Annotated in this window: 26 protein-coding genes and 1 pseudogene; 13 read left to right on the top strand and 14 right to left on the bottom strand. The window is 64.6% G+C overall.

Translation table 11 applies throughout. The features are described from left to right. Positions 1-81: 81 nt before the first annotated feature. Positions 82-1,500, bottom strand: a complete 1,419-nt coding sequence (locus HDG39_RS20380; RefSeq protein ID WP_184008071.1) for a GH1 family beta-glucosidase — start codon at positions 1,498-1,500, stop codon at positions 82-84. A 66-nt stretch (positions 1,501-1,566) separates the two neighbouring features. Then, a complete protein-coding gene (locus tag HDG39_RS34650; RefSeq protein WP_184117204.1) occupies positions 1,567-1,833 on the bottom strand; it encodes a hypothetical protein in 267 nt (88 codons plus the stop codon). Between HDG39_RS34650 and HDG39_RS20375 the strand changes: the two genes are divergently transcribed. Beyond that, on the top strand, positions 1,820-2,206 hold the full coding sequence (locus HDG39_RS20375; RefSeq protein WP_184008298.1) for an ester cyclase: 387 nt from the start codon (positions 1,820-1,822) through the stop codon (positions 2,204-2,206). The two genes, HDG39_RS34650 and HDG39_RS20375, sit on opposite strands and share 14 nt — an antisense overlap. A 275-nt stretch (positions 2,207-2,481) precedes the next feature. On the opposite strand, the gene HDG39_RS20370 is transcribed toward HDG39_RS20375, so the two are convergent. Together HDG39_RS20370 and HDG39_RS35635 are read right to left on the bottom strand one after the other, a co-directional pair. Beyond that, the gene (locus HDG39_RS20370; protein ID WP_184008069.1) at positions 2,482-2,637 is read right to left on the bottom strand and encodes a hypothetical protein; all 156 of its coding nucleotides are present in this window, start codon (positions 2,635-2,637) and stop codon (positions 2,482-2,484) included. An 82-nt stretch (positions 2,638-2,719) separates the two neighbouring features. Further along, positions 2,720-2,848 (bottom strand): annotated as a pseudogene (locus HDG39_RS35635) (DUF1479 domain-containing protein); the annotation flags it as partial. 303 nt (positions 2,849-3,151) lie between these two features. On the opposite strand from HDG39_RS35635, the gene HDG39_RS20360 reads away from it, so the two are divergent. The 3 genes from HDG39_RS20360 to HDG39_RS20350 all read left to right on the top strand — a co-directional run bounded on the left by HDG39_RS20360 (position 3,152) and on the right by HDG39_RS20350 (position 6,118). Next, complete coding sequence (locus HDG39_RS20360) at positions 3,152-3,535, top strand: nuclear transport factor 2 family protein (RefSeq protein ID WP_184008296.1); 384 nt, start codon at positions 3,152-3,154, stop codon at positions 3,533-3,535. Between the two features lie 104 nt (positions 3,536-3,639). Beyond that, on the top strand, positions 3,640-4,587 hold the full coding sequence (locus HDG39_RS20355; protein WP_184008067.1) for a lactate/malate family dehydrogenase: 948 nt from the start codon (positions 3,640-3,642) through the stop codon (positions 4,585-4,587). A 52-nt stretch (positions 4,588-4,639) separates the two neighbouring features. Continuing rightward, entirely contained in the window at positions 4,640-6,118 is a 1,479-nt protein-coding gene (locus tag HDG39_RS20350) for a DASS family sodium-coupled anion symporter (protein ID WP_018424839.1), read from the top strand. Positions 6,119-6,302: 184 nt separating this feature from the next. Here the strand turns inward: HDG39_RS20350 and HDG39_RS20345 are convergent, their stop codons facing one another. Together HDG39_RS20345 and ftrA are read right to left on the bottom strand one after the other, a co-directional pair. Beyond that, positions 6,303-7,520, bottom strand: coding sequence for a DUF2252 domain-containing protein (locus tag HDG39_RS20345; RefSeq protein ID WP_184008065.1), 1,218 nt, complete (start codon positions 7,518-7,520; stop codon positions 6,303-6,305). A 175-nt stretch (positions 7,521-7,695) separates the two neighbouring features. Then, complete coding sequence (gene ftrA / locus HDG39_RS20340) at positions 7,696-8,655, bottom strand: transcriptional regulator FtrA (protein ID WP_184008064.1); 960 nt, start codon at positions 8,653-8,655, stop codon at positions 7,696-7,698. A gap of 120 nt (positions 8,656-8,775) precedes the next feature. Here ftrA and HDG39_RS20335 point away from each other — a divergent pair, with 120 nt between their 5' ends. Both HDG39_RS20335 and HDG39_RS20330 read left to right on the top strand, forming a co-directional pair. Beyond that, on the top strand, positions 8,776-9,231 hold the full coding sequence (locus tag HDG39_RS20335) for a rhodanese-like domain-containing protein (RefSeq protein ID WP_184008294.1): 456 nt from the start codon (positions 8,776-8,778) through the stop codon (positions 9,229-9,231). Between the two features lie 152 nt (positions 9,232-9,383). Beyond that, entirely contained in the window at positions 9,384-11,468 is a 2,085-nt protein-coding gene (locus tag HDG39_RS20330) for a putative bifunctional diguanylate cyclase/phosphodiesterase (protein WP_184008062.1), read from the top strand. Here HDG39_RS20330 and dapA read toward each other — a convergent pair. Next, positions 11,461-12,354 carry a 4-hydroxy-tetrahydrodipicolinate synthase gene (dapA, locus tag HDG39_RS20325; protein WP_184008060.1) on the bottom strand — a complete coding sequence of 298 codons (894 nt, stop codon included), beginning with the start codon at positions 12,352-12,354 and terminating at the stop codon, positions 11,461-11,463. The two genes, HDG39_RS20330 and dapA, sit on opposite strands and share 8 nt — an antisense overlap. 437 nt (positions 12,355-12,791) lie before the next feature. Here dapA and HDG39_RS20320 point away from each other — a divergent pair, with 437 nt between their 5' ends. Beyond that, the gene (locus HDG39_RS20320; RefSeq protein WP_184008058.1) at positions 12,792-14,084 is read left to right on the top strand and encodes an aspartate carbamoyltransferase; all 1,293 of its coding nucleotides are present in this window, start codon (positions 12,792-12,794) and stop codon (positions 14,082-14,084) included. Between the two features lie 19 nt (positions 14,085-14,103). Here HDG39_RS20320 and HDG39_RS20315 read toward each other — a convergent pair whose 3' ends face one another. Next, on the bottom strand, positions 14,104-14,964 hold the full coding sequence (locus tag HDG39_RS20315) for an alpha/beta hydrolase (RefSeq protein ID WP_184008056.1): 861 nt from the start codon (positions 14,962-14,964) through the stop codon (positions 14,104-14,106). Between the two features lie 145 nt (positions 14,965-15,109). Then, a complete protein-coding gene (locus tag HDG39_RS20310) occupies positions 15,110-15,934 on the bottom strand; it encodes an NAD(P)H-dependent oxidoreductase (protein ID WP_184008054.1) in 825 nt (274 codons plus the stop codon). Positions 15,935-16,004: 70 nt separating this feature from the next. On the opposite strand from HDG39_RS20310, the gene HDG39_RS20305 reads away from it, so the two are divergent. Further along, entirely contained in the window at positions 16,005-16,913 is a 909-nt protein-coding gene (locus HDG39_RS20305; RefSeq protein ID WP_184008052.1) for a LysR family transcriptional regulator, read from the top strand. On the opposite strand, the gene HDG39_RS20300 is transcribed toward HDG39_RS20305, so the two are convergent. Then, entirely contained in the window at positions 16,914-17,789 is an 876-nt protein-coding gene (locus HDG39_RS20300; protein ID WP_184008050.1) for an aldo/keto reductase family oxidoreductase, read from the bottom strand. 107 nt (positions 17,790-17,896) lie between these two features. On the opposite strand from HDG39_RS20300, the gene HDG39_RS20295 reads away from it, so the two are divergent. Beyond that, on the top strand, positions 17,897-18,823 hold the full coding sequence (locus HDG39_RS20295; protein WP_184008048.1) for a LysR family transcriptional regulator: 927 nt from the start codon (positions 17,897-17,899) through the stop codon (positions 18,821-18,823). A 39-nt stretch (positions 18,824-18,862) separates the two neighbouring features. Here HDG39_RS20295 and HDG39_RS20290 read toward each other — a convergent pair whose 3' ends face one another. Further along, positions 18,863-19,327 carry a response regulator gene (locus tag HDG39_RS20290; protein WP_260328103.1) on the bottom strand — a complete coding sequence of 155 codons (465 nt, stop codon included), beginning with the start codon at positions 19,325-19,327 and terminating at the stop codon, positions 18,863-18,865. Between the two features lie 129 nt (positions 19,328-19,456). On the opposite strand from HDG39_RS20290, the gene HDG39_RS20285 reads away from it, so the two are divergent. Both HDG39_RS20285 and HDG39_RS20280 read left to right on the top strand, forming a co-directional pair. After that, the gene (locus HDG39_RS20285; protein ID WP_184008290.1) at positions 19,457-20,665 is read left to right on the top strand and encodes a sensor histidine kinase; all 1,209 of its coding nucleotides are present in this window, start codon (positions 19,457-19,459) and stop codon (positions 20,663-20,665) included. 194 nt (positions 20,666-20,859) lie between these two features. Beyond that, a complete protein-coding gene (locus tag HDG39_RS20280) occupies positions 20,860-21,054 on the top strand; it encodes a hypothetical protein (protein WP_184008046.1) in 195 nt (64 codons plus the stop codon). Here the strand turns inward: HDG39_RS20280 and HDG39_RS20275 are convergent. The 3 genes from HDG39_RS20275 to HDG39_RS20265 form a co-directional block, all read right to left on the bottom strand. Next, positions 21,046-21,288 (bottom strand): hypothetical protein, encoded by a 243-nt coding sequence (locus tag HDG39_RS20275; RefSeq protein ID WP_260328102.1) that lies wholly within the window; start codon positions 21,286-21,288, stop codon positions 21,046-21,048. The two genes, HDG39_RS20280 and HDG39_RS20275, sit on opposite strands and share 9 nt — an antisense overlap. A gap of 197 nt (positions 21,289-21,485) precedes the next feature. Beyond that, a complete protein-coding gene (locus tag HDG39_RS20270) occupies positions 21,486-22,433 on the bottom strand; it encodes a hypothetical protein (RefSeq protein WP_184008287.1) in 948 nt (315 codons plus the stop codon). 272 nt (positions 22,434-22,705) lie between these two features. Continuing rightward, positions 22,706-23,284: a hypothetical protein gene (locus HDG39_RS20265; RefSeq protein ID WP_184008044.1), complete on the bottom strand. Its 579-nt coding sequence runs from the start codon at positions 23,282-23,284 to the stop codon at positions 22,706-22,708. Between the two features lie 170 nt (positions 23,285-23,454). Between HDG39_RS20265 and HDG39_RS20260 the strand changes: the two genes are divergently transcribed. Continuing rightward, positions 23,455-23,802, top strand: a complete 348-nt coding sequence (locus HDG39_RS20260) for a metal/formaldehyde-sensitive transcriptional repressor (protein ID WP_260328101.1) — start codon at positions 23,455-23,457, stop codon at positions 23,800-23,802. A 7-nt stretch (positions 23,803-23,809) separates the two neighbouring features. Further along, positions 23,810-24,736, top strand: coding sequence for a CDF family Co(II)/Ni(II) efflux transporter DmeF (dmeF, locus tag HDG39_RS20255; protein WP_184008042.1), 927 nt, complete (start codon positions 23,810-23,812; stop codon positions 24,734-24,736). Positions 24,737-24,860: the final 124 nt, after the last annotated feature.

The following is a 24,860-nucleotide window of genomic DNA, read 5'->3' as shown; positions in this document are numbered from 1 at the left end:
GGCTCAGTGCCCGTGTGTCAAGTCGAAATACTTTCCAGCTCCACCCGGCTTTACATCGTTGCTGCGTCGTTTTAATTGTGTTTATTGCGCTTGCGCGTTGCGATCTTCGAGGAATTTCGACACCAGCTCCGCGCTGCGCTTGACCGTACGCTTCTGCGTTTGGTAGTCGACGTGCACGATGCCGAAGCGCCGCTCATAGCCGAAAGCCCACTCGAAGTTGTCCATCAGCGACCACAGGAAATAGCCGCGCACGTCGACGCCCGCCTTGATCGCCTGATCGACCGCGGCGAGATGGCGCTTCAGGAACGAGATGCGCTGCGTGTCCTCGACGCGGCCGTCGATCACCTTGTCGTCCGATGCCATGCCGTTCTCGGTGATGTAGATCGGCGGCAGATTGGCATAGGTATTCCTGAAACCGGTCAACAGATCGCGAAGACCGTCAGGGTAAACCTCCCAGCCCATCTGCGTGCGCTCGACACCCTCGAGCGGCACCTCCTTGAAACCGTGCGCACCATCGCTCGCCACGTTGGTGCGGAAATAATAGTTGATGCCGAGAAAATCGAGCGGCGTATTGATCGTCTGCATGTCGCCTGCGAGCACGAGCGGCTCGCTGCCCGGCCACAACTCGAACAGGTCTTGCGGATACTCGCCCTTGAACAGCGGATCGAGAATCCACGCGTTGTGCTGAACTTCGAACAGCTCGGCCGCGCGACGGTCGGCGGCGCTGTCGCTATTCGGCGTGCCGCGCCCGACATTCGCGACGATGCCCTTGTGCGAGCGCGGATCGTTCGCGCGCAGCACCGGAGTCGCGAGACCGTGCGCGAGCAGCAGATGATGCATGGCCTGCGCGGCGAAACGCAGGTTCGAGAGTCCCGGCGCGTGATGGCCGTTGCCGTAGCCGAGGTACGCCGAACACCACGGCTCGTTGAGCGTCGCCCACGCATCGACGAGGCCGTGCAGCTCGCGGCTCATCAGATCCGCGTAATCGACGAAACGGTACGCGGTTTCGCGATTGAGCCAGCCGCCGCGATCCTCGAGATGCTGAGGCAGGTCCCAGTGATAAAGCGTGACGAAAGTCGCGATGTTCTTCTCTTTGAGCCGTCCGAGCAGGCGCTTGTAGAAGTCGAGCCCCTTGCGGTTCGGCGTGCCGTTTTCGTCCATCACACGCGGCCATGCGGTCGACAGCCGGTACGCTTCGAGGCCGAGGCCCGCGAGCAGGTCGACGTCCTGTTCCCAGCGATGGTAGTGATCGCACGCGACGGCGCCGGTGTCGCCGGCCAACACCTTGCCCGGTGTGGCCGAGAACGTGTCCCAGATCGACGGCAGGCGGCCGTCTTCGTTGACCGCGCCTTCGATCTGATACGCCGCGGTGGCCGCGCCGAGCAGGAAATCCTGGCGCCACAGCGACGAATCGGCGGGCGGTGTGAATGGATCGGAATGCGGGTCGCGGTGAGCGGTTGGACGGGCGGCGTCGGTGACTGCTGATGCGTCGTTTACCACGGATTCTCTCCTGCCATGAGGTCGTTGAACCGGAGGTGGTGGAACTCGAGGCGCTGGCGTTCGGACTTACTGTGAACGCTTAAGTGGAAGCGCTTCCACACTGTCCAGCGAACGATAGCAGCGGGGAAATCGGCGCAGCAATCCGGGTTTGTCTGGAGGGGTTTCTGGCATGCGTGCGAGGGTGATGCGGCGCGCATCGAGGTTGTTCGATCGCAGCGGATATTTGAGGCTTCCGACGAAAATTCCTGGCAGCCGTGCAACGCAAAGTCTCGGATCGCCGACAATCGGCTTATCCACTGAAGCATGGAAGACGATTGCGATGAGCGAACTCAATCTGTCGGAACTCTACCGCGCCTATATCGCCTGCCTGAACACGCAGGACTGGTCAAAGCTGCGAGACTTCGTTGGCGAAGACGTGAAGTACAACGGCCAACGAATCGGTTTGTCGGGCTATCGCGAGATGCTGGAAAGAGACTTCCGCGAAATTCCGGACCTGCACTTCGAGATTCAGATGCTGGTTTGCGAGCCGCCACATATCGCAAGCCGATTGCATTTTGACTGCACACCCATCGGCATGTTACTTGGGCTTCCCGTGCAAGGAAAACGGGTGGAGTTTTCCGAGAACGTCTTCTACGAGTTTGGTGACGGCAAGATCCAGCAAGTCTGGTCGGTCATCGATAAAGCCGCGATCGAGAGTCAGTTGTAGCGGCTCAGGGACACGCCGCTCAAACGTTTCTCTTTGGCAGCACTGGCGCGTGTCGCCCGCGTGCATCTTTTTGTGCGCGCGGAGACGGCCCGTCAGCGAGGCTGTCACGGAGCGCATCGCTCCGGCAAACCTCCGTCTCCGTTGAAGTCGCTATGCGCGGCACTCATGGCAAAACCGAACTCGCGCGGCAATTCCGCCATGTGAGGAAATGCCGCGGCTATCAGAAACGCCCGCATTTCGCTTCGATTCTTTTTTTATCGGGCGAATGCGCTCGTCTATGGCTTGTCGTCCTCGCTATCGGGGTCGATGTCGGGATCGAGCGGCGGCTCATCCGGGTCCAGCGATGGACCGAGGTCGGGCAGATCCGTCTGCACGACGTCGGACTGATCCGGGCGGATCGGGTTTTCGTCCTTGTTCGGTGTGGTTGCCATGGCCGGTCCTCCTTAGGTCGTTGCCATGCTGAAGGCGCAGCAAGTTCTGCTCCCGATCCAGACGCGGCCATGCCCGTTCCGGTCACAAGTCGAAGCCCGTTTGCGCACGGCCAAGCTCGGTGAGATCGTCTGGCGTCGCGCGGCCGACGAAATCGACTTCGAAATGATCGGCCGGAAAATCCGGTGGACTCCTGCCTTCGAGAAAGCGCGGCGGGCGGAGCAACAGATGTCGCCAATGCTCACCGAGCGCTCGCCTTCTCTTCAGAGACTCCGCAACAAAGGAGACGGCAAACGGATGTCCCGGCCCTCGCGCGCAGGCCGGCAGTCCGAATGACCGGACCGCTCGGCGAGCAATCCCTGCAGGCGCCAGACATTTTTTGCACGTCTGGGAGAGTACTTCCAGCAACGGTTGGGCCAGGGATTTTATGGCGCAGACTATGCGCTGGCGGCGAAATTTCAACGCGGCGGCCACGCGCGGCTGGTCGACTGCAACACCCGGCTCTGGAGGCGCTCCATGAACGAAGAAGCGATACGTGCAGCCTTGAACGCACACTGGCGAGCGTCGGCGGACGGCGATCTCGACGCCGAACACGCTATCTACGCCGACGATGCGATCTGCGACTATCCCCAATCGGGCGAGCGAATTCATGGACGAACCAATTTGCAGGCGCTGCGCGGCCATCATCCCGGCAAGCCATCGGGATTCGCAATCAGGCGCATTCAAGGCGAGGGCAATCTGTGGATCACCGAGTACACGATCAACTATCAGGGGCGCATCGCTTACACGGTCAGCGTGATGGAGTTCCGCGAAGGCAAGGTCGTCCACGAGACGCAGTATTTTGCGGATCCGTTCGAGGCACCGGATTGGCGGAGTCAATGGGTTGAGCGGAGCGCGTGAAAAAACGTGCCGCGGCCGTGTAGGACCAAGGTCCGATTGATGACAAACGCGCGCGTGCGACTATGCCCCGAGGGGGCTGAAGCCCGAACTTGACGAGGTTCGCTATGCGGCAGGCCAAGATCGTTATCGTCGGCGCGGGGCTGGTCGGGGGATCGGCAGCGCTGTTCGTGGCGTTGGCCATTCCGAGCGCGAAAGTCGTCATCATCGATGTCGCGCGGGTGCGCGCTGAGGGACAGGTTCTCGATCTCGCCCACGCCGCGGCATTCTGGGGGCACAGCCGTTTTCGCGCAGGGGACTACGAAGACGCGCGTGACGCCGACATCGTCGTGATCACGGCCGGCGCCGGCGTCAAATCCGGCGAGACTCGCCTGCACCTTGCCAGAACCAATGCGGACATCGCGACCGAAATCGTCGGGCGGATCGCGCCGCTCGCGCCCGACGCCATCTATCTGATCGCGACCAACCCGTGCGACGTGCTGACCGGCGCCGTTTACGACCAACTGCGCTGCGAGCGCGAGCGCGTGATCAGCACGGGCACCTCGCTCGATACCGGGCGGCTGCGCTCCCTGCTGTCCGAGCGGCTCGGCGTGGTGGCCTCCGCGATTCACGCCTATGTGCTCGGCGAGCACGGCGAATCGGCCGTGATCCAGTGGTCCGCGGCGACGGTCTGCGGCATGCCGCTCGAAACCTTTCTGACGCGGAACGGCAAGGAGCTGGGCCCCGCCAGCAGGGATCTGATCCTGCGCTCCGTCCACGAGGCGGCGAAGCTCATCAAGGAAGGCAAAGGCGCCACCCATTACGGCATCGCCAGCGCGATAGGAAGGATCTGCGAGGCCATCGTGCACGACACCGATCTGATCCTCACGGTTGGCATCGTTCAGCCCGAAGTGGAAGGCGTACCGGACGTGTGCGTGTCGCTGCCGATGGTCGTCAATGGCGCGGGGGCGCGGTTGATCGCCTATCCGGAACTCGACCCTATCGAGCGCGAGACCTTGCTAGGTAGCGCGCGCATCGTCAAGGACGCGACGGAAAGCGTGCTCCACGAGCGGTGACGCCTTCCCGCGCACTCCGAACATACCCAACCACGCCGCCACGAGGTCCAACATGGCTCCTACACCTGCCAAGGTTTCACGGCCCACCAGCTCGCCTCCCGCCACGCCGAAGCCCTCGGTCGGACTGCCGGCCGGCGTCTGGAAATATCTGGTACCGATCGCGGTCGGCGTCGTGCTGTGGTTTCTGCCCGCGCCCGCCGGGCTCCAGCCGAAGGCGTGGCATATGTTCGCCGTGTTCGTCGCGACCATTGCCGGCATCATGACAGCCCCGCTGCCGATGTCGGTGGTTGCCATCATCGGCTCGACCATTGGCGTGCTCGTCGGCGTTCTGTCGTTTGCCGACGTCACCAAATCCACCGGCACCGACCTCGTATGGCTCGTCATGCTCGCGTTTTTCATTTCACGCGGCGTGATCAAGACCGGCCTTGGCCGCCGGATCGCGCTTCTGTTCATGCGATTGCTGGGAAAGCGAACGACCGGGCTCGGCTACGGGCTCGTGTTGACCGAACTCGTGATCTCCCCCGCGATGCCGAGCATCACCGCGCGCGCGGGCGGCGTGATGTTGCCGATCACGCGAGCCATTTCCGACGTGCTGGGCAGTCACGCCGACGATCCGGAATCACGCGTGAAGGTGGGACGCTACCTGATTCTCTGCGCCTTCCACGCGAACATCATCACGGCGGGCATGTTCATCACGGCAATGGCGGGCAATCCGCTGGCGGTGAGGCTGGCCGCGGACCAGGGCGTGTCGATCAGCTGGCTCGACTGGGCGGTGGCGGCGTCGATCCCCGGTCTGCTGTGCCTCGCCGTGATTCCGATCGCCATGCTGTGGATCGCCCCGCCGCAGGTCAGACGCACCCCCGATGCCACCGACCTCGCGCAACGAGAGCTCACGACGATGGGGCCCATCTCGGTCAAAGAAATCATCATGGCGTGCATCTTCGTCGGCTTGCTGGTGCTGTGGGTGTTCGGCGACGATCTCGGCGTCGGCGCGACGCTCGCGGCGGCGATCGGCGTTTCGTTGCTGTTCATCAGCGGCGTGCTGACCTGGCAGGACGCGCTGAACGAGAAGTCCGCCTGGGACACGATGATCTGGATCGGTCTGCTCATCATGCTGGCCTCCAAGCTCAACGAATATGGCATGGTGAGCTGGTTCGGCAAGGAATTCGGCGCGCATCTCGCGGGCTTTCCGATGCTGGCGGTCTATATGCTGGTGGCCGCGATCTACGTTTACATTCACTACTTTTTCGCCAGCGCCACCGCGCATATCAGCGCGCTGTTTCCACTTTCCATGGCACTGATGGTCGCCGCCGGCGTCCCGCCCTTCGTCGCCGCCGTCTCGCTCGGCATTCTGAGCAATGTGAACGGTTGCCTGACGCAATATGGCATCGGCTCCGGTCCCGTCATGTTCGGCGCGGGCTACGTGACCCAGGGCGAATGGTGGAAGGCGGGATTTTTGATGAGCCTGTTTTACATGGTGGCCTGGCTGGTCGTTGGACCGCTTTGGTGGAAGGTGCTGGGGCACGTATGAGACAACGCGACTTTCGACGCGCGGCTCGTACGGCCCGCGCACACGTGATCCTGCTCCGTTTCCCGCTTCGTCAATCGCGAGCGGTCATGGCCCGCGCAACTTCCCCGGTCGTCATCGATCGCCGCCGATCACCGCGACGCCGTCCGCAGCCCTGACGCCCGCGCCGGCCCTCCAATGCAACGCTTCAGTGGGCCGTGCCGCTGGTCTCGAAGCTTCCCCGATCATAAGCTTCGCAATAAGCCTTCCAGTCCGTCGCGACCTGCGCCTCACACTGCGTCGCAAGATCGATCAACGGCAGTTGCCAATCGCGCCGACTGCCGAACGCGATCAGATCGTCCGCGATCGCCGACTTCTGCCGCCCTCCGCTGCGCAGATGCGCCCACGCGCTCAACTCGGCCATGCTGTTGATCACTGCCTCGAGCCGCGGCAGCTTGCCGTCCCAGCCGGCAAGCACGACGCGATCTTCCGATGGCTGCAAACTCCGCAGCACATAAGAGCGCTGGTTGAATTCCACCGCGTGCAAAAAGGCCTGCGAGACCGCCTGATTGCGCCGCTGCACTTCGACGACACGCTGCGCCTCGGTCTGCCACTTCGGCTGCGTCGCCGTCACGTGCGCACTCACCGATGACGGCAGCGCCTCTTTCAAATCGATCAGATAGTTGCCATCGGGCGAGCCCTTGCCTTCGACCAGAATCACATAGCGATCGACACCGAGGCTGCCCGTCCCCGCGATACGGCGCGCGACATCGAGCGTGCGGTAGAACTCGGGATTCGGCTCCGTCACCGCGAACTGCTGCATGAACTGCGCGACCGCGGCACGCCGTTCATCGCTGACGGGCAGCGCTTTCTTGCCGTCGATCTTCAGCATGCGCGTTTTGCCCTTGAGCACCGTGCGCCGGTCCAGATGCGCGGCACGCGTGCGGCTTGCCAGCGCGACGAACAGATCGCGCACCATGCCGGTCGCGGTCTCCGCTTCGATCCAGCGCGACTTGCCGTAGGCGAGCGCGGCGCCGTAGGCATCGAGCGCGGTGTGGCACAGCGCGAGCGCTTCAGCGCGGCTCAGCTTCAGGTTGGCCGCGCCGACCAGCACGCTCGTCAACAGACGCACGAGCTCGTAGGGAACCGGCGCGAGACAGGCTTCGTCGAAGTCGTTGTTGTCGAAGTAGACGAGGCGATTGTCGCCCTTGTAGCTGCCGAAATTTTCGAGGTGCATGTCGCCGCAGATCCACACGTGCGGCGCGTCGTCGAGTACGTTCGCGCGCGGCAGACGCGCATAGAACAGATGGCAGGTGCCGCGCAGAAACACGAACGGCGAGCCGCGCATGGCTTTGTATTTCATCGCGAGTCGTTCGGGGTCGCGCCCGGCGTTGAAGTTGGCGATGATCTTTGCGATATCGGGCATAGCGGGTTCCGTTGAATGAGCGAGCTCGACGTGAGCTCCATGCCTGCTGTTGTGACCTCGGAGCGTGCCGCGAATTCAATGCGGCTCCTGTTGCTGACGAACGCGCCATGTTGGTTCGAATAGATGTCCAATGTCATCAATGTGTCGCATCCATTGTGCTTACGATCTGCTGGACTCACCCCTGCCCACCGAACCTGCGCCGATACGCCCCCGGACTCGTCAACGCGATCCGGCGAAAATGCCGCCGCAACGACTCCTCCGACCCGAACCCCGCCAGCTCGGCGACGCGCGCCATCGGCAGCGGCGTCGCGGTTTCGAGCAACTCGCGCGCAAGCGCGACGCGCTCCCTGACGAGCCATTCATAAGGCGCCATGCCGGTCGCGTCGCGGAACTGCCGTTGCAGCGTGCGCGGGCTCATCGCCGCGCGCCCGGCGAGCGAGCGCAGCGTATGCGGCTCGGCCGCATGGCTGCGCACCCAGTCCATCAGCTTCGCGATACGTCCGCTTTCGTCGCGCTGCATCGGGCGCGGCACGAACTGCGCCTGGCCACCCTCGCGATGCGGCGGCACCACGAGCCGTTGCGCGACGCGATTCGCAACCGCGCCGCCATGATCGCGCCGCACCAGATGCAGCAGCATGTCGAGCCCGGCCGCCGATCCCGCCGACGTGATCACCTGCCCTTCATCGACATATAGCGCGTCGGGCTGCACACGCAGTTGCGGATAGCGCTGCTGCAACTTGTCCGCGTAGCGCCAGTGGGTCGTCACGGTCTTGCCGTCGAGCACGCCGGCCGCCGCGAGCACGAACACGCCCGAGCAGATCGAGCAGAGCCGTGCGCCGCGCTCGTAAGCCGCGCGAAGCTTGCGCAGCAGCGCGGCCGGCGGCACCTCGTCGGCATCGCGCCAACCCGGAATCACGATCGTGTCGGCGCTCGCGAGCAGCTTCAGCGTGTACGGCGCGGCCAGCGTGATGCCTCCCGCCGCGCGGATCGGACCGGGCTCGCTCGCACAGACCGCGAAGCGATACCACGGCACGCCGAGCTCGGGACGTTCGAGTGCGAACAGTTCGGTCACGCAGCCGAATTCGAAGGTGCAGAGCCGGTCGTAGGCCAGCGCGACGACGAGATGATTGTGCATGGCGCAATGTTACCGAAGATTGACGATCACGCCACTTACCGGGCGACCCGCCGCTCGTCACAATCGACCGTGCCTGAAACGCGCGCGCCCCACCACCCGATGAACTTACCCCTGCTTGCCATGACTCACGACAACCTCACCACCGTCCCGAACGCCGTCACCGCAATCCCCGCCGCCGACAGCACCGCCGCGCTCGCGCACTTCCAGGCGTCGCTGCGCTTCGAAACCGATTGCACCGACGTCCACGCCGCGCTCGCGAGCGGCGCCCCCGGCTTCGTGCTGCTCGACGTGCGCAGTCCCGCACTGTTCGCGCAGGGCCACGTGCCGGGCGCGCTGAATCTGCCGCACGGCAAGATCGTCGCGTCGAAGCTCGCGGCTTATGCGCCGGACACGCTGTTCGTCACCTACTGCGCGGGCCCGCACTGCAACGGTGCGGCGCGCGGCGCACTGCGGCTCGCCCAACTGGGGCGGCCCGTCAAGCTGATGGCGGGCGGCGTCACCGGCTGGCTGGACGAAGGCTTCCAACTGAGCCGCGAGGACGCCGATCCGCCGTCCGATCCACGCTCCGATGCATAGCGTGACTCGCCATCCGACACGCGTTCCAGCGCGGCATTCGCCGCCGTCCGCGCGTCGGCTTTGCCCCCTGTTCGCAAATCGCAAATAAGTTAAACAAAAGGCGGAAAAGTGCCGATAACATGTCCAGCCGGACTCTTCCCGGCGGACATAATATGCAGAGTTCATATAATTTCTGGCTCGTCGCGATTTCGTTCGCGGTCGCGACCCTCGCGTCGTACACCGCGCTTGATCTGACGGGCCGCATCTTCCTGCTCGGCTCCACGCGCCGGCGGCATGCATGGCGACTCGGCGGCGCGTTCGCGCTCGGTGTCGGCATCTGGTCGATGCACTTCGTCGCGATGCTCGCGTTCTCGCTGCCTATCCCGCTCGGCTACGACCCGGCGACGACCGCCTGCTCGCTGGCCCTCGCGATCGGCGCTTCGTATCTGGCGCTCTCGCTGACGACCCAGCAGCGCCTGACGCCGGTCCGGCTGCTGATGGGCGGCGTGGCGATGGGGATCGCTATCGCCGGCATGCATTACACCGGGATGGCGGCGCTGCGCATGGCGCCCGCGATCCACTACCAGCCGGCATGGTTCGCGGCCTCGATCGCGATCGCGATCGGTGCGTCGAGCGCCGCGCTATGGATGGCGCGCGCGCTCAGCAACGAAGACGAGCGCCATATCGCACGCAAACGTCTCGCCGCGGCGCTGGTGATGGGCGTCGCGATCAGCGGCATGCACTACACCGGCATGGCCGCCGCCGACTTCGCGCCGGGCGCGATCTGCGGCGCGGCCAACGACATGAATTCGCAATGGCTCGCCACCTCGGTGGTCCTGCTCACGTTCGCGGTGCTGATCGTCACGCTGATGCTGTCGCGCTTCGACGTGCGCACCACCTTCCTGCTCGGCGCGGTGTCGCGGCTGAACGGCCAAATCGTGCGGCTCGCGACGCTCGACGCGCTGACGGGCCTGCCGAACCGCGCGACGCTGACGGAGCGGATCGAACGCGCGATCAGCGGCGCGCGCCGACAGCGTACGTCGTTCGCGGTGCTGTTCATGGATCTCGACGGCTTCAAGACGATCAACGATTCGCTCGGTCACTCGGCCGGCGACGCGGTACTGTCCGCATTCGCGCAACGCCTGCAGCAATGCGTGCGTTCGAGCGACACCGTCGCGCGGCTCGGCGGCGACGAGTTCGTCGTGCTCACGGAACACCTTACGTGCGGCGACGACGCGGCCGCGCTCGCCGACGGTGTGCTGCACCGGATGCGCCAGGGCACGTGGAGCGACGAACAACCGCTGCAGGTGATGCCGAGCATCGGCATTGCGCTCTATCCGCGCGATGGCGACAGCGTCGAGACGCTGCTCCAGCACGCGGACGCCGCGATGTACGAAGCGAAGCGCGCCGGCCGCGGCACCTACCGCTTCTTCGAGCGCAGCATGAACGAGGCCGCCACGCGCACGCTGCGGATCCAGCAAGTGCTGCACGACGCCTTCGCGAATGATCGTTTCTCGCTGCTGTTCCAGCCGAAGTTTCAGCGCGGCGGCGACGCGCTCGCGGGCGCCGAGGCGCTGATCCGCCTGCACGATCCGGAGATGGGCGCGCTGACGCCGGCCGAGTTCATCCCGGTCGCCGAGCGCTCCGGGCAGATCGTGCAGATCGGCTACTGGGTCGTGCGCGAAACCTGCCGGCGCATTCGCGGCTGGATCGAACAGGGCCTGCCGGCGATGAAGGTGGCGATCAACCTGTCGCCGCGTCAGCTGTTGCAACCGGACCTCGTCGAGACGATCCTCGACATCGTCAGGAGCGAGGGCGTCGCGTGCGAGCAGATCATGTTCGAGATCACCGAGACCGTAGCGATGCAGGACGCTGCACGCACCGTCGAAGTAATCCGCGCGTTTCAGGCGAGCGGCTTCGACATTTCGATCGACGACTTCGGCACCGGCTATTCGAGCCTCGCGTATCTGCAGCGCTTCCAGGTGAAGCAGCTGAAGATCGATCGCTTCTTCATCAACGGTCTCGACGCGAACGGCGCCGCGGGCAGCGCGATCGTGTCGGCGATCATCGCGCTCGCGCACTCGCTCGAAATGGACGTGGTCGCCGAGGGCGTCGAAACCCAATCGCAGCTCGACAAGCTGTGCTCGATGATGTGCGACGAAGTGCAGGGCTACCTGCTCGGCAAGCCGGTCAACGCCGACGACTTCGGCGCAATGCTCCGCGGCAGAATGATGGCCGCAAGCGGAGTCTCTATCTGAGCAGCGTCTCCCCCAACGCCGCGAGCCGTTCGGTCAATGCCTCGCTCGCACGCGTCATCGGCAATCGCAATTCGTTGCGCACCCATCCCCTCGCCGCGAGCAGCGCCTTCACCGGCGCGGGATTCGGTTCCGCGAACGCGAGCTGGATCTGCGGCAACAGCGCGTGAAAAATGCGTCGTCCTTCGTCGAGCTTCCCGTCCGTCAACGCGCGATAAAGCGCGACGAAACCCTCGGGCCGCCAATGCGCCGACGCCGCGATCGCCCCACTTCCACCCGCGCACACCGTCGAGAAGAGTTCGAGGTCGTTGCCCGCGAGCACTTGCAGACGGCCGTCGCGAATCAGCGCGAGCGTCGTGTCGAGCGAACCGGCGCAATCCTTGATCGCCTGAATTCGCGGATGCGCGGCGAGCGTCAGCAGCGTGTCGAGGTCGAGCCGCACGCCGGTGCGTTGCGGAATATCGTAGAGCACGACTGGATGCGCGCTCGCGTCCGCGAGCGCTCTGAAATGCGCGACGATGCCGTCCTGCGAGGGCCGTGTGTAATACGGCGCGGCGATCAGCATGCCGGCGATCGGCAATGGATTCAACTGCTCGATCCGCGCGCGCATGCTCGCCGTGTGATTGCCCGAGACGCCGACCAGCACCGGCAACGCGCGCCGCTGCGGCGACCCGCTGACGGCTTGCACCGCGTCGAGAATCGTCGCGAGCACGGCGTCCTGTTCGGCGGGGTCGAGCGTGGCGGGTTCGCCGGTCGTGCCGAGCGCGACGAGCCCGGCCACGCCGGCCTCCGCATAGCGACGCACCAGCGCACGCAACGCAGCGTGATCGACGGCGCCGTCGGCGAACGGCGTGATCAGCGGAATCCAGATACCCGAGAAATCAGACATGTTTTCTACCTCGATGACGACCGTATCGATTCCGGGTCAGCGGTGCGAGGGAGAACAGAGGAGAAAGCCGCAGGCGGGCGGTCGACCGGTCGTTCCGTCGCACATCTGACGACGGAACAGCGTGCTCCGGTCAGATGAGCGGCTGTTTTTTGGCTTTGGCGCCGACGTTGCGCGAAACACCGATCGCGCGTGCGACCGCCGCGCTCGCCAGAGCGACGCGGGCGAAGGTCGAAGAACGGAGCGGGAACGTGGGGCCGGAGTGCATGGACCGCAGTGTAACCGCGAAACCCGCGTCGCAGGGCCTTCGGCGCCTCGCGAACCAGGTCGCGGAGGAAAACGCTTGACTTCTACGCGCCGGAAACTAATATACGCACCGCGTACATCAACGCGTTTTGCTACCTAACTCCCGCCGACCCACTTTTGCGACAGGTGCCCTCATGAGCGTTCCGCAACAAGCCTTCCTACGCGATGCGATGCGTCGCCTGAACATGACGCGCGATACGTTCGCGAACCGCATCGGCGTGTCGCGCAGGGCGCTGGATACGTGGCTGCTGCCGGACGACTCGCAGGAATCGCGGGCGATGCCGGAAATCGTCGAGCGTTTCGTGTCGGAGATCGTCGCGAACACGGAGCCGGGCGAAGGATATACGCAAAGCGTAGACTCACAATCGCTCGCAAACCAGATTCTGTTCGAGGGCAAGCCGCAGTTGCTGTCGGTCGATCAGTTTTCGCGCGACTCGGTCGAGGCACTCTTTCGCGTCGCCGACATCATGCAGCCGATCGCCCGGCGCCGCAAAATCTCGCGCGTGCTCGAAGGCGCGGTGCTCGGCAATCTGTTCTTCGAGGCGAGCACGCGTACCCGCGTGAGCTTCGGCGCGGCGTTCTGCCGGCTCGGCGGCTCGGTGTGCGACACGACCGGCTTCACGTTTTCGTCGATGGCGAAGGGAGAATCGATCTACGACACGAGCCGGGTGATGAGCGGCTATGTCGACGCGCTGGTGATCCGCCACCCGGAGCAAGGCTCGGTGGCCGAATTCGCGCGCGCGACCAACGTGCCGGTGATCAACGGCGGCGACGGTCCCGGCGAGCATCCGAGCCAGGCGCTGCTCGATCTCTACACGATCCAGCGCGAGTTCTCGCGGCTCGGCAAGATCGTCGACGGCGCGCACATCGCGCTGGTCGGCGACCTCAAGTACGGACGTACCGTGCATTCGCTCGTGAAGCTGCTGGCGCTGTATCGCGGCATCAAGTTCACGCTGATTTCGCCGCCGATGCTCGAATTGCCGGGCTATATCATCGAGCAGATTTCGCGCAACGCTCACGTGATCGAACAGACGCACGACCTGCGCACTGGCTTGCGCGGCGCCGACGTCGTATATGCGACGCGCATCCAGAAGGAGCGCTTCACCGACGAATCGTTCGAAGGCTACACGCCCGACTTCCAGATCAACCAGGCGCTCGTCGATAGCGTGTGCGGCGCCGACACGCTGATCATGCACCCGCTGCCGCGCGACAGCCGGCCCGGCGCGAACGATTTGAGCACCGACCTCAACCACGATTCGCGGCTCGCAATTTTCCGGCAGACCGACAACGGCATTCCGGTGCGGATGGCGATTTTCGCGGTGCTGCTCGGCGTCGACAAACAGGTCCAGCATTCGATGCGCGATGCCGCCTGGCGCCCGCCGGTCTACCTGGGACCGGACGACGCGGTGTTTCAAGGAATCGATTGACGCGGATAGCCGTCCGCCGTCAGGCCTCGGCCGCGGCGCGCGCGTCACGCATTTCGCGCGCCGCCTGCCTGAACGTGCCGGCAAAGAACAGCACCTGATATTTGACCGCGTTCGACCAGTACTTCCACGTATGGCCGCCGGGCCGCTCGGCGTAATCGTGCGGCACGCCGAGTTCGACGAGCCGCTCGTGCAGCAGCCGGTTCGACTGCACGAGCGAGTCGTTCACCCCGCAATCGATCGTCAGCGCGATATGGTCGCGGCCGAAATCCTCCGCACTCACGACGATCGCTTTGCTGTTCCAGAAGTCCGCAAATTGCATCGGGTCGCCGAACACCCGCTCGATGCCGGGCTCGTCCTCGCTCCCGCGCGGGTCCACCGCACCGCTGATGCTGCCCGCCGCGCCGAACGCGTCGGGCCGGTCGAGCGCGATGCGTAGCGCACCGAAGCCGCCCATGCTCGAACCCGTGATAGCGCGCGCCTGCTTCGTCGCGATCGTGCGGAAATGGCTGTCGATATAGGCCACTACTTCCGTACCCACGTAGGTTTCATAGCGGCTGCGCGGATCGACGGGGCTATCGATGTACCAGCTGTCGCGGCCGCCGTCAGGCATCACGAGGATCACGTGATAGCGGTCGGCGAGCTTGCCGATATGCGAATTCGCGGTCCAGTCCGAGTAGTCGCCGCCCGAGCCATGTAGCACGTAGACGACCGGAAAGCGCGCGGCCTGGTTGCCACGCGCGTATCGATCGGGCAGCACGATGGTTGCGTCGAACGTACGATGCATCGCCGCGCTCGGAATCGTGACGACGCGCGACTGGAACGCCCACGCCGGCGATGCGATGAGCATCAGAATGAGCCAGAACGTATGGACTGGATTCATGGTGGGTCGCCCCTCGCGCTTGCTTCCGGCTGTTACGTTCGTCAGGCATCCGAAGAAGAGCGCCCCGGCATGCCTCGGCCTATGTCCGTCGACGACTGTAGCAATGGCGACTTACAACCAAATTTCAGCGAAACATACGATCCAGTCAGGCTTCGGTCGCCTCATCGGCTTCAGTTGCCGTCTCTGCGCCCGCATCTTCAACATGCGCGGCAAACCCAACCCGCCCCGGCGCCAGATCGTCCCGCAATGTCAGCGCCGGAATCTCATACGCGCCGCCGTTCTGCGGCAGGAACGCGATCGGCGCGGCCGTCCACAGCGTGTCGAGCCGTCGCCCGAGCGCCTCGCTGACCTCGGCATACTTCGCCTCGTCGACGCGGCTCGTGCGATAGACGACGAACGGCGGCAATACCTCGAAGCCGGGGTAATACAGCACACCGTGCTGGATCGGGAACAGCACGTCGTCGATCGGACCGTTGATGCCGCGTGCGCTGTAGTGCGACTCCCAGCCGCCCGCCGTGACGATCAGCATCGCGCGCTTGCCCGCGAAACGGCCCTCGCCATAACGCTCGCCCCAGCGCGCATCGGAATGCTCGCCGACGCCATACGCGAGACCGTACGCATAGACACGCTCCACCCAGCCCTTCATGATCGCCGGCATCGAGAACCACCACAGCGGAAACTGCAGAATCACCACATCGGCCCACTTCAGCTTGTCCTGCTCACGCACGATATCCTCGCTCTGCAAGCCGTTCTCGAACGCATGCTTCGATTCTAGCGACGCGAAGAAGCGCTCGCCGCTGTGACGCTCGCGGGTGTCGTGCGCGTCTAGCGACGCTTTCCAGTTCATCGCGTACAGATCGGACACCAGCACCGTATGGCCGGCGCGTTCGAGGTGGCGGACAGTGAAGTCCTTCAGCGAACCGTTCAACGATTTCGGTTCGGGATGCGCATAGATGATGAGAACGTTCATGATGGGACCTTCGTGGCTGAAAACAGTCACGATAGGCATCGCCGAGGTATATTGGAAATGAATTCCCAATATGTCAGGTATTGCCGTGGTTAATCTCAGAAGACTCGACCTGAACCTGCTGGTCACGCTCGATGTGCTGCTCGAAGAGCACAACGTGACCCGCGCCGCTGAACGGCTGAACTTCTCTCAGCCGTCGGTCAGCGTGCATCTGGCGAAACTGCGCGACGTATTCGGCGATCCGCTGCTATTGCCGGGACCGCGCGGCATGCGGCCCACCGCGAAAGCGCAGGCACTGCGCGAGCCGTTGCGCGAGGCGCTCGACGCACTGCAGCGCGCGGTCGCGCCAACCAGTCCATTCGATCCGGCCGCGGCGGCGCAAACCTGGCGCATCGCCGCAACGGACTACGCGGAGTCGACGATCATCCTGCCGATGCTCGCGGGCTTGCGCGCGGTGGCGCCCGGCACGCGTCTCGCGATCGTCGAGGCGGTGCCGCCGCGGCTCGCTCGCCAGGCCGAACAGGGCGATATCGATATCGGCTTTCATACGAGCGAAGGCGCGCCCGAAGGCTTGCGCCGTCGCGTGCTGTTTGCCGAGCGCTACGTGCTGGTCGGCCGCGCGGGTCATCCGAAGCTGAAGCGCCGGCCCACCCTCGCGCAGTTCTGCAAGCTCGAACACGTGATCGTGTCGCCCGATGGCGGCGGCTTTTTCGGTGTCACCGACGAGACGCTCGCGAAGCTGGGACTCGCGCGCAAGGTCGTGCTGTCGGTGCCGCACTTTCTGTTCATGCAGTCGGTGCTCGCGAGCACGGATCTCGTGGGGATGCTGCCCGCGCGTCTCGTGCGCGGCACGGACGCGCTGCGGATGGTCGAACCGCCCGTCGAGGTGCCGGGCTACGAGATGGCGATGCTATGGCACGAGCGGGTGCATCGCGATCCCGCGCATCAATGGTTGCGGGAATTCATCGCGGCATCGGTGTAATCAGCCCTTTTCAGCGCCGAGCGCATCCAGTCGATCGAGCGCCTCGTCGTTGAGCTTCAACTGCGCCGACTCCAAGTTTTCACGCAGATGAGTCACCGAAGACGTGCCCGGAATCAGCAGAATGTTAGGTGCCCGATGCAATAGCCAGGCAAGCGCGACCTGCATCGGCGTCGCCTCAAGCTTGCGCGCAAGCTCCGACAGCCCGGACGATTGAATCGGCGTGAAGCCACCCAGCGGGAAAAACGGCACGTAGGCGATGCCCTGCTCCGCGAGCGCATCGATCAACGCATCGTCGTCGCGATGCACGAGGTTGTAGTGGTTCTGCACACACACGACCTTCGTGATGCGCTGCGCCTCGGCAATCTGCGCGGCCGTCACGTTGCTCAGGCCGACATGACGCACGAGCCCGCGCTGCTGCAGCTCGGCAAGCGCCGTGACCTGCTTTTCGATCGAGCCCTCGATCGGCTCGTGCACGTTGCCCATCACGCGCATGTTGACCACGTCGAGCGCATCGAGCCCGAGGTTGCGCAGATTGTCATGCACCGCGCGCTCGAGGTCGGCGGGCTCCTGCGCCGGCAGCCAGGCGCCGGTGCCGTCGCGCACCGCGCCCACCTTCGTCACGATCGTCAGATCGCGTGGATACGGGTGGAGCGCCTCGCGGATCAACTGATTGGTCACGTGCGGCCCGTAAAAATCGCTGGTATCGATGTGGTCGACGCCCGACGCGACCGCCTCACGCAATACCGCGAGCGCCGCGTCGCGGTATTGCGGTGGCCCGAACACGCCGGGGCCGGCCAGCTGCATCGCGCCATAGCCCATGCGCCGCACCGGGCGGCCGGCTAGTGCGAAAGTGTCGATGGAGCTGAAGTTCGGCATGACGATCTCCTTGTGAAGTGGTGAGCGGCAGTATCGCCGGAATTGCGTTGTTGAATAAAGCGGTCTAACGTGTACGGGTTGTTCAAAATTCTGCACAATCAATCGTCATGGAACTGAATGATCTGGCCGCCTTCGTTTCCGTCGCCCGCGCCGGCGGCTTTCGCGACGCGGCGCGCGTGAGCGGCGTGTCGGCGTCGAGTCTTAGCGTCGCGGTGCGGCGCCTCGAAACGAAACTCGGGCTGCGGCTCCTGAACCGCACCACGCGCAGCGTCGCGCCGACCGAAGCCGGGCTGCGTCTGATCGAGAAGCTGACGCCGCTGTTCGGCGAAATGGAAGCGGCGCTCGATGTGCTGAACGGCTTTCGCGACAAGCCGACCGGCACATTGAAGCTCAACGTGCCGTCGAGCGTCGCGCGCATCGTGCTGCCTGACGTGCTTGCGCGCTTTCTGAAGCAGTACCCGGATATTCGCGTCGAAGTGGTGGTCGAGGATGGTTTCGTCGATGTGCTGTCGATCGGTTGCGATGCGGGCATTCGCTACGATGAACGCCTCGAGCAGGACATGATCGCGGTGCCGATCGGCGCGCGCGTGCAGCGCTTCGCGACCGCCGCGTCGCCCGCGTATCTCGACGCGCACGGCCGTCCGCACCATCCCGGCGAATTACTCGCGCATGCCTGCCTGCGCGGGCAATTCGCCAGCGGCGCGATGCCGACCTGGTACTTCGAGCGCGACGGCGAACTGCTGCAATTGAATCCGACAGGACCGCTGCTGGTGCGTCCCGGCGCCGCGATCGACCTTGCGGTCAGCGGCGCGGTCGCGGGCCTCGGCATCATTCACCTGTTCGAAGACATGCTGCGCCCGCATCTGGACAGCGGCGCGCTCGAAGCGATTCTCGAACCGTGGTGGCAGCGCTTTTCAGGGCCTTTTCTTTACTATCCGGGCCATCGTCATGTGCCCGCGCCGCTGCGCGCCTTCGTCGATTTCCTGAAGGCCGACTCAGCAGGCGTCCGGGTCGATGACGTGGCACGGCGTTGACGTCATCACACGACGGTGAACGCGGCGACGCGTGCCATATCAGCACCGTGGCGCGCAGAGCTGCGCGATCGTGGTCAGAAAGAGATCCGCGCCGATCGGCTTCAGCAGACATGCGCTGCAGTACTTCGCATCGCTGTCCGAAGGCGGCACCGCGGTATGGAGCAAAATCGGTACGTTGACGGATCGCGGCATCGATTTCAAACGGCGGCACAACTCCGCGCCGTCCATGACCGGCATCATCCAGTCCGTAACAATCAGGTCGGGAACGTGAGCGACGACACAAGCGAGTGCTTCGGCGCCGATGCTCGCACAACTCACCTCATACCCTTCGCTCTCCAGAATCAGCCGCCATGCGGCTAGAATTTCCGGTTCGTCGTCGACCAGCAATATCGAATACATCATGTTCTGCGGACAAAATTTGCCTTCTCGTCTGATCAAAGTCTCGCAAGAGGTGTTCCACGAACGGCAATTGCGCGGATAATGACGCGGGTTGCCGGCGCACATCGGGTGGACTGGCCGATCGGCAGCGAAACAGGTTTGCGGTGCCCGCGCAAATCGAGGCGTTCGAACCGTTCGCGCGTTGTATGTTGTAGAAACTCCATTCCGGTATCCATCATGACCGACAGACGCGTGATGACCGACAGACGCGTGAGCCCGCTGCGCAACTTCGCCAACTTCATCCGCGCGGAACGGGGCGGGCTGACGCGGCAATGGATGCATGCCGTCTCCGCCGACGCCGATCTCGTCGAAGCGGGCAAGCTCACTTACCGGCAACTGGCCGACCACCTGCCGGATATTCTCGACGAGCTGTGCCGGGCGCTCGATGCAGAAGATCTCGAGCGCGTCGAAACGTCGATCGAACGCGACGCGAAGAAGCACGGCAAGGTCCGTTGGCAGCAGGGCTACCGGAGCGAAGAGCTGGTGCGCGAACTGGACCTCTTTGAGCAGGTGCTCTTCGAAGCGCTCGAAGAGTTCGTCGAACGCGACCGGACGTGCACGCGCCGTCACGAGAGCCGCGCGCGCCGCCTGATCGCCGAAGCATTCAGCGTGGTCAGGTATGAGTCGATCAAGGAAGTGGTCGCCGAGCGCGATCGCAAGATCGACGAATACACGGGACGGCTCGAACGCGCGAATCACGAATTGACGCTCGAGCAACGGCTGGTCGGCGACCTAAATGAATCGCGGATGCAGATCACGCGCAGCGTCGTGCACGATCTGCGCAATTTCCTCAACGCGTTTTCGGTCGCGCTGCAACTGATCGAGCGAGCGCCGTCGAAAGCCGATACCGCATTGACGCTCGCGAACCGTCAGGCCGCCGACATGAAGCAACTGGTCGACCAGATGGTCGAGTACTCGGTCGTGCTCGGAGACTCTGCGCCGCTCGTGCTCGAAGACGTCGATTTGCGCGAACTCTTCGACGAACTCGTCGCGTCGACGCGACCGTCGATCGAGGCGAAAGGGCTTGCGTTGCGCGGCGCGTTCGACGCGGCGCTGTCGGTCGTCACGTCGAACCGGCTGAAGCTCAAGCAGATCGCGGTCAATCTGTTGACCAATGCGATCAAGTACACGAAGTTGGGGCAAGTCGAAATCCGGTTCACGATGCATGGCGCCGAACACTGGGCGATTCGCGTTTCCGACACCGGCGTCGGCATTGCGCCCGCCGACGCGGAGCGCGTATTCGATGAGTTCGAGCGCGCGGCTTGCGACGAGATTCCGGGCACGGGGCTCGGGCTCGCGATCGTCAGGGAGGTATGCCGCGTGCTCGATGGGCAGATCGAGTTTGCGTCGCGCGAGGGCGTGGGGACCACGTTCGAGATCCGGTTTCCGCTGCGCGTTCAATGACCCGACCCGTCGCATGATCAATCTGCACACTGCCTGCTTCCAGTCGGGCGCGGCGGACCGGCCACCACTACCGCCGCTGCACGATGTTGAATTAAGCTGGATGGGGTCTAACGGCTTTGTGCTCACCGGCATCGAATTCATCGGCGAAGTCGCCTATGCTCAGTCGTGGTGGTGCCGCTTGCCTGAGATGCGACGTGTTGTGCCCTGCGCCTGCCACGCATCTGGTGCCGGGCTATCGCCGCATGCGTCTCGACAGGCTGCCGACGATGCAAGCGGCGCTCGGCGTCTACGCAACGATGGGATTCGAGCCCATCGACGCCTACGTGTTCAGTCCGATCCCCGGCGCGATTTTTCTTGAATGCGATGCGACGCGGCCGCGTTCAATGTAATGGCGGTGCAGGCCTGACCCGACCTGCAGGTATGCACTCGCTCATTGCCCCGTTCTGCTGGCTCAAGCCACGCACGACCACCTCGGACGATTTGCCGTCACGCCGCGCGAGTTCGGCCAGATCGAGCAACGCGGCGTAGCGCGCGGAACAGTCGCTCGCCGCGCCGGCGGCGCGGTTCGCGCGAAGGCCGTCGTTAGCGTCGCTGGCGTCGATGACTGCGTTGATCGCCAGCAACGTCGCCACGACGATCGTCGCGAGCGCGACCGTTTTGCGGAGCGCGCTCCGCGCAGCCGTTTGCGCTCGCGAGTGACGCACCGCCTCAGCAGACGGCGGACACGAGCCCACCATTTCGCACATCGCGTCGCACCGCGCGGCCCGACGTGAGCGCCACGATTCTACGCAGGTTCTGATTCTCATCGCCGCGCTCATCGTCAGGCCCAATGCGCCGGCACCCACACGCGCCCGACCCAATGGCCCGGCACCCAGAGCGCAGCCCGCGGCGCGACATACACGGGACGCGGCGCGACGTAGACGGCCGGCGGCGGGGGCGGCGCCACGACCACCATCGGCGGCGGAACATAGGCCGGCGGAGGCGTCACCACGACCGGCGGCGGCACGTACACGACCGGAGCCGGCACGACGACCGGCGGAGGCGGCGCGACCACCACCGGCTTCGGCGCAACGACCACGGTCGTACCGGTCGCCGTCGTGGTCCCGCCCGCGACCACCACGCCGCCTGTTACCACCGTACCGCTCGACGTCACCGTGTGGCCTTGCGTGCCGGTCACGCTCGTCGAAGTCGTCACGACGCCGGGCGCGACCCGCGTCGCGGTGCCTGAGTGATAGACGTTGTTGTTGTCCGGACCCGTCACCGTGCCCGAGCGAGCGCAGGTCGAACCCGCGCAATTCGTCGACGCAGAATGATTGACCGTATTGCCGTTCGATCCGGTGATCGAGCCCGACGACGAATACTGGCCCGGCGCGGTGCGCGTCACGTCGCCGGACGTCGTCGCCGTTTTGCCGTCGGGACCGGTCAGCGTGCCGCTATGCGAGCAGGAGCCGCCCGCGCAGTTGGTGTCGCCCGAGTGCTGCACCGAGTTGCCGTAGCGGCCCGTCGCGGTACCCGAGTTCGAGAACTGACCGGGCGCCGTGCGCGTGAGCGTGCCAGTGTTGCTCGCGACGCCGCCATAGGGGCCGGCCACGCTGCCCGCATGCGAGCAGCTACCGCCGCCGCACGAGCCGTAGTGCGCACCGTCATAGACGCCGCGCGACGTGTACGCGGTGCCGTGACCCGACCACGCGAACGCCGATGCGCTGCCGAGCGCGAGCACGGCGGCGGCCGCGCCGAGCACCACCTTGCGCAGCGCGCCTCGCGCCATGCTGGCGCAGACCCTGTCGGAACCTGCGAATGAACGATTTTTCACGGTATGTCCTTGCTGGATTCGGGCCACTTGCGTCACTGCCGCGTGGCGACGAACGGACTATAGAAGGACCCACCGCGGAAATCATCACGGAAGATATGTCGCGCTGTTTCGCCGCGACGCGGGCTCGCCAGGCAAGGCTTTGCGGGCATTCGGCGGGAGCCGCGACATATTTCGACATAGATTGCGAAACAGATGCGGCCGCCGGAATGGACTGCGGCCCCAGCCGCTCACTGCCCGACCGGCGTCACCTGCACCGCGGCGGCCGACACGAACGCCGCATGCACGGTGTCGCCGACCTTCACGTCGCTCAGATCGACATCGGGCGCGGCTTCGAAGGTCTGGGTCTGATACGCGCCGCGCAGCGTCACGAGGCGCTGCTTGCGATCGATCTTCAGCACGGTGGCGAGCACCTCGGTCTGCCGCGCCGACTCGTAGCCGCCCGACGCCGGCGCATAGCTGCGCCGGTCGACCCGCTCGCGAATCCCCTTGCCCGCGCTGCTTGCCTTGTCGACCTTGGTGAGCAACGCATTCTTGTACAGCACGTCGACGCGATCGCCGATCTTCAGCTGATCGAAACTGGCGACCTGCTGGCTGACGAGCACGATCGCGACGTCGCCATGCGGACCCTTCAATGTCAGCGAACGGTTGCCCGCATCGATGGCGACGATCTCCGCCGTCATATGCACCGGCTGCGCCGCGCCGAGCATCGCTTTCGCGGTGCTCGCCATGTCGTCCTGCGCTCGCGCCGGCGGGGCCGCGACCACCACCGCGATGACCAATGCTGCAGCTATCGTCGCTGTTTCCATCCGCGTTCTCCTCGTGCAAGGTATCGATACGGCTTGACGGTCGGTCATGCGCGTCGAGCGCAATCGCTTCGTGCTACGCAGCATTCGTGCCCGGCGTCATGAACTCTGCGCCTACAGGACAACCACGGCCAACAGTATGACGCGAACGATTTGCCGACGTATGCATCGGCATGGCCGCCGACAGCCATCAGAAACGCCATCTCAGTACCGTGCTATCCTATATACCTATAGGGGGGATATGTATGGCACATCTGAGCACACACAAAGACGGCTTATTGAAGCGCGTTCGTCGCATCGCGGGCCAGGTTCAGGCTATCGAGCGTTCACTGGAGTCGGACGCAGATTGCGAGAAAGTCCTGCACCTGGTGGCCGCGACCCGCGGCGCAATGAACGGCCTGCTCGACGAGATCGTCGAGGCGCACGCGCGCGAGCATGTCGCGCATCCTGACCTGACGGCCAACCAGCGCAAGAAGGGAGTTGATGCATTGATCGGCGCAATCCGCCGCTATTCGAAGTAAGTTCCGTATGACTGAAAATCAGATCCGCAAACACGAGCACTCGTTTCTCGGCAGCTCGCACGACGAAAAAGCGCGCCGGACCCGCTCCGTCGTCGCGCTCACCGTTGTCATGATGATCGGCGAAATCGCGGCCGGTTACGTGACCGGCTCGATGGCGCTGCTCGCCGACGGCTTCCACATGGCGACGCATGCCGGCGCGCTCGGGATTGCCGCGCTCGCGTATTCGTTCGCGAGACGCAACTCGGCAAACCGCGCGTTCAGTTTCGGAACGGGAAAAGTGGGCGAGCTTGCCGGCTTCGCTTCGGCGTTGATTCTCGCTCTGGTGGCGCTTGGCATCGGTATCGAATCGGCGGTCCGGCTCGTTCATCCCACCGGTGTCGCGTTCGGGCAGGCCGCGGTGATTGCGGCGATCGGGCTGGTCGTGAACATCGTCAGCGCGCTGCTGTTGTCGGGCGGCCATGCGCACCATGGGCATCACGATCACGACCATCATCGCCATCATCACGGCCATGCGCATGGGTCCGACAACAACCTGCGCTCCGCCTACGTGCACGTGCTCGCCGATGCGCTGACCTCGGTGCTGGCGATCGTGGCCCTGCTGGCCGGCCGCTATCTCGGGTGGGTCTGGCTGGACCCGCTGATGGGCGTCGTCGGATCGATCGTCATCGCGCGCTGGGCATGGACGCTGATGCACGACACGGCCGGCGTGCTGCTCGACAAAACCGACGAGCACGTGGCCGGCGAAATCCGCGAAATCCTGGATTCGCACGGCGACGCCGAAATCGCCGACCTGCACGTCTGGCAGATCGGCCCGGAGGCGCGAGCGGCGATCGTCAGTGTGCGCACGCATGGCGGCGTTACGGCCGAGACGATCCGCGCGCGTCTCGCGCCGGTGCATGAGGTCATGCATCTGACCGTCGAAGCGGCGTCATAACGCCTGCGCCCGGCGCAACAAGGCGCGATCAAAACAAAGGGCCGGCGTGTCTCGACGCCGGCCCTTCTGCTTTTCACTATTCAGCTTGCGCGGAGACCGAAGCTCGCGCTAAACCAGCTCACGC

Source organism: Paraburkholderia lebeckiae (assembly GCF_014201005.1).
GTDB classification, from domain to species: Bacteria; Pseudomonadota; Gammaproteobacteria; order Burkholderiales; family Burkholderiaceae; genus Paraburkholderia; species Paraburkholderia tuberum.
This window is presented reverse-complemented; position numbering and strand designations above follow the sequence as displayed.

Bases quoted from the DNA above. Each gene is read 5' to 3' on its own strand.
- dmeF (WP_184008042.1), top strand. From the start codon at position 23,810: ATGACTGAAAATCAGATCCGCAAACACGAGCACTCGTTTCTCGGCAGC.
- HDG39_RS20310 (WP_184008054.1), bottom strand. From the start codon at position 15,934: ATGAACGTTCTCATCATCTATGCGCATCCCGAACCGAAATCGTTGAAC.
- HDG39_RS20270 (WP_184008287.1), bottom strand. From the start codon at position 22,433: ATGGCGCGAGGCGCGCTGCGCAAGGTGGTGCTCGGCGCGGCCGCCGCC.
- HDG39_RS20260 (WP_260328101.1), top strand. From the start codon at position 23,455: ATGGCCGCCGACAGCCATCAGAAACGCCATCTCAGTACCGTGCTATCC.
- HDG39_RS20320 (WP_184008058.1), top strand. From the start codon at position 12,792: ATGAGCGTTCCGCAACAAGCCTTCCTACGCGATGCGATGCGTCGCCTG.
- ftrA (WP_184008064.1), bottom strand. From the start codon at position 8,655: ATGCACAATCATCTCGTCGTCGCGCTGGCCTACGACCGGCTCTGCACC.
- HDG39_RS20370 (WP_184008069.1), bottom strand. From the start codon at position 2,637: ATGGCAACCACACCGAACAAGGACGAAAACCCGATCCGCCCGGATCAG.
- HDG39_RS20295 (WP_184008048.1), top strand. From the start codon at position 17,897: ATGGAACTGAATGATCTGGCCGCCTTCGTTTCCGTCGCCCGCGCCGGC.
- HDG39_RS20290 (WP_260328103.1), bottom strand. From the start codon at position 19,327: ATGTGCGCCGGCAACCCGCGTCATTATCCGCGCAATTGCCGTTCGTGG.
- HDG39_RS20350 (WP_018424839.1), top strand. From the start codon at position 4,640: ATGGCTCCTACACCTGCCAAGGTTTCACGGCCCACCAGCTCGCCTCCC.
- HDG39_RS20300 (WP_184008050.1), bottom strand. From the start codon at position 17,789: ATGCCGAACTTCAGCTCCATCGACACTTTCGCACTAGCCGGCCGCCCG.
- HDG39_RS20315 (WP_184008056.1), bottom strand. From the start codon at position 14,964: ATGAATCCAGTCCATACGTTCTGGCTCATTCTGATGCTCATCGCATCG.
- HDG39_RS20335 (WP_184008294.1), top strand. From the start codon at position 8,776: ATGACTCACGACAACCTCACCACCGTCCCGAACGCCGTCACCGCAATC.
- HDG39_RS20375 (WP_184008298.1), top strand. From the start codon at position 1,820: ATGAGCGAACTCAATCTGTCGGAACTCTACCGCGCCTATATCGCCTGC.
- HDG39_RS20355 (WP_184008067.1), top strand. From the start codon at position 3,640: ATGCGGCAGGCCAAGATCGTTATCGTCGGCGCGGGGCTGGTCGGGGGA.
- dapA (WP_184008060.1), bottom strand. From the start codon at position 12,354: ATGTCTGATTTCTCGGGTATCTGGATTCCGCTGATCACGCCGTTCGCC.
- HDG39_RS20305 (WP_184008052.1), top strand. From the start codon at position 16,005: ATGTCAGGTATTGCCGTGGTTAATCTCAGAAGACTCGACCTGAACCTG.
- HDG39_RS20360 (WP_184008296.1), top strand. From the start codon at position 3,152: ATGAACGAAGAAGCGATACGTGCAGCCTTGAACGCACACTGGCGAGCG.
- HDG39_RS20345 (WP_184008065.1), bottom strand. From the start codon at position 7,520: ATGCCCGATATCGCAAAGATCATCGCCAACTTCAACGCCGGGCGCGAC.
- HDG39_RS20265 (WP_184008044.1), bottom strand. From the start codon at position 23,284: ATGGAAACAGCGACGATAGCTGCAGCATTGGTCATCGCGGTGGTGGTC.
- HDG39_RS20285 (WP_184008290.1), top strand. From the start codon at position 19,457: ATGACCGACAGACGCGTGAGCCCGCTGCGCAACTTCGCCAACTTCATC.
- HDG39_RS20330 (WP_184008062.1), top strand. From the start codon at position 9,384: ATGCAGAGTTCATATAATTTCTGGCTCGTCGCGATTTCGTTCGCGGTC.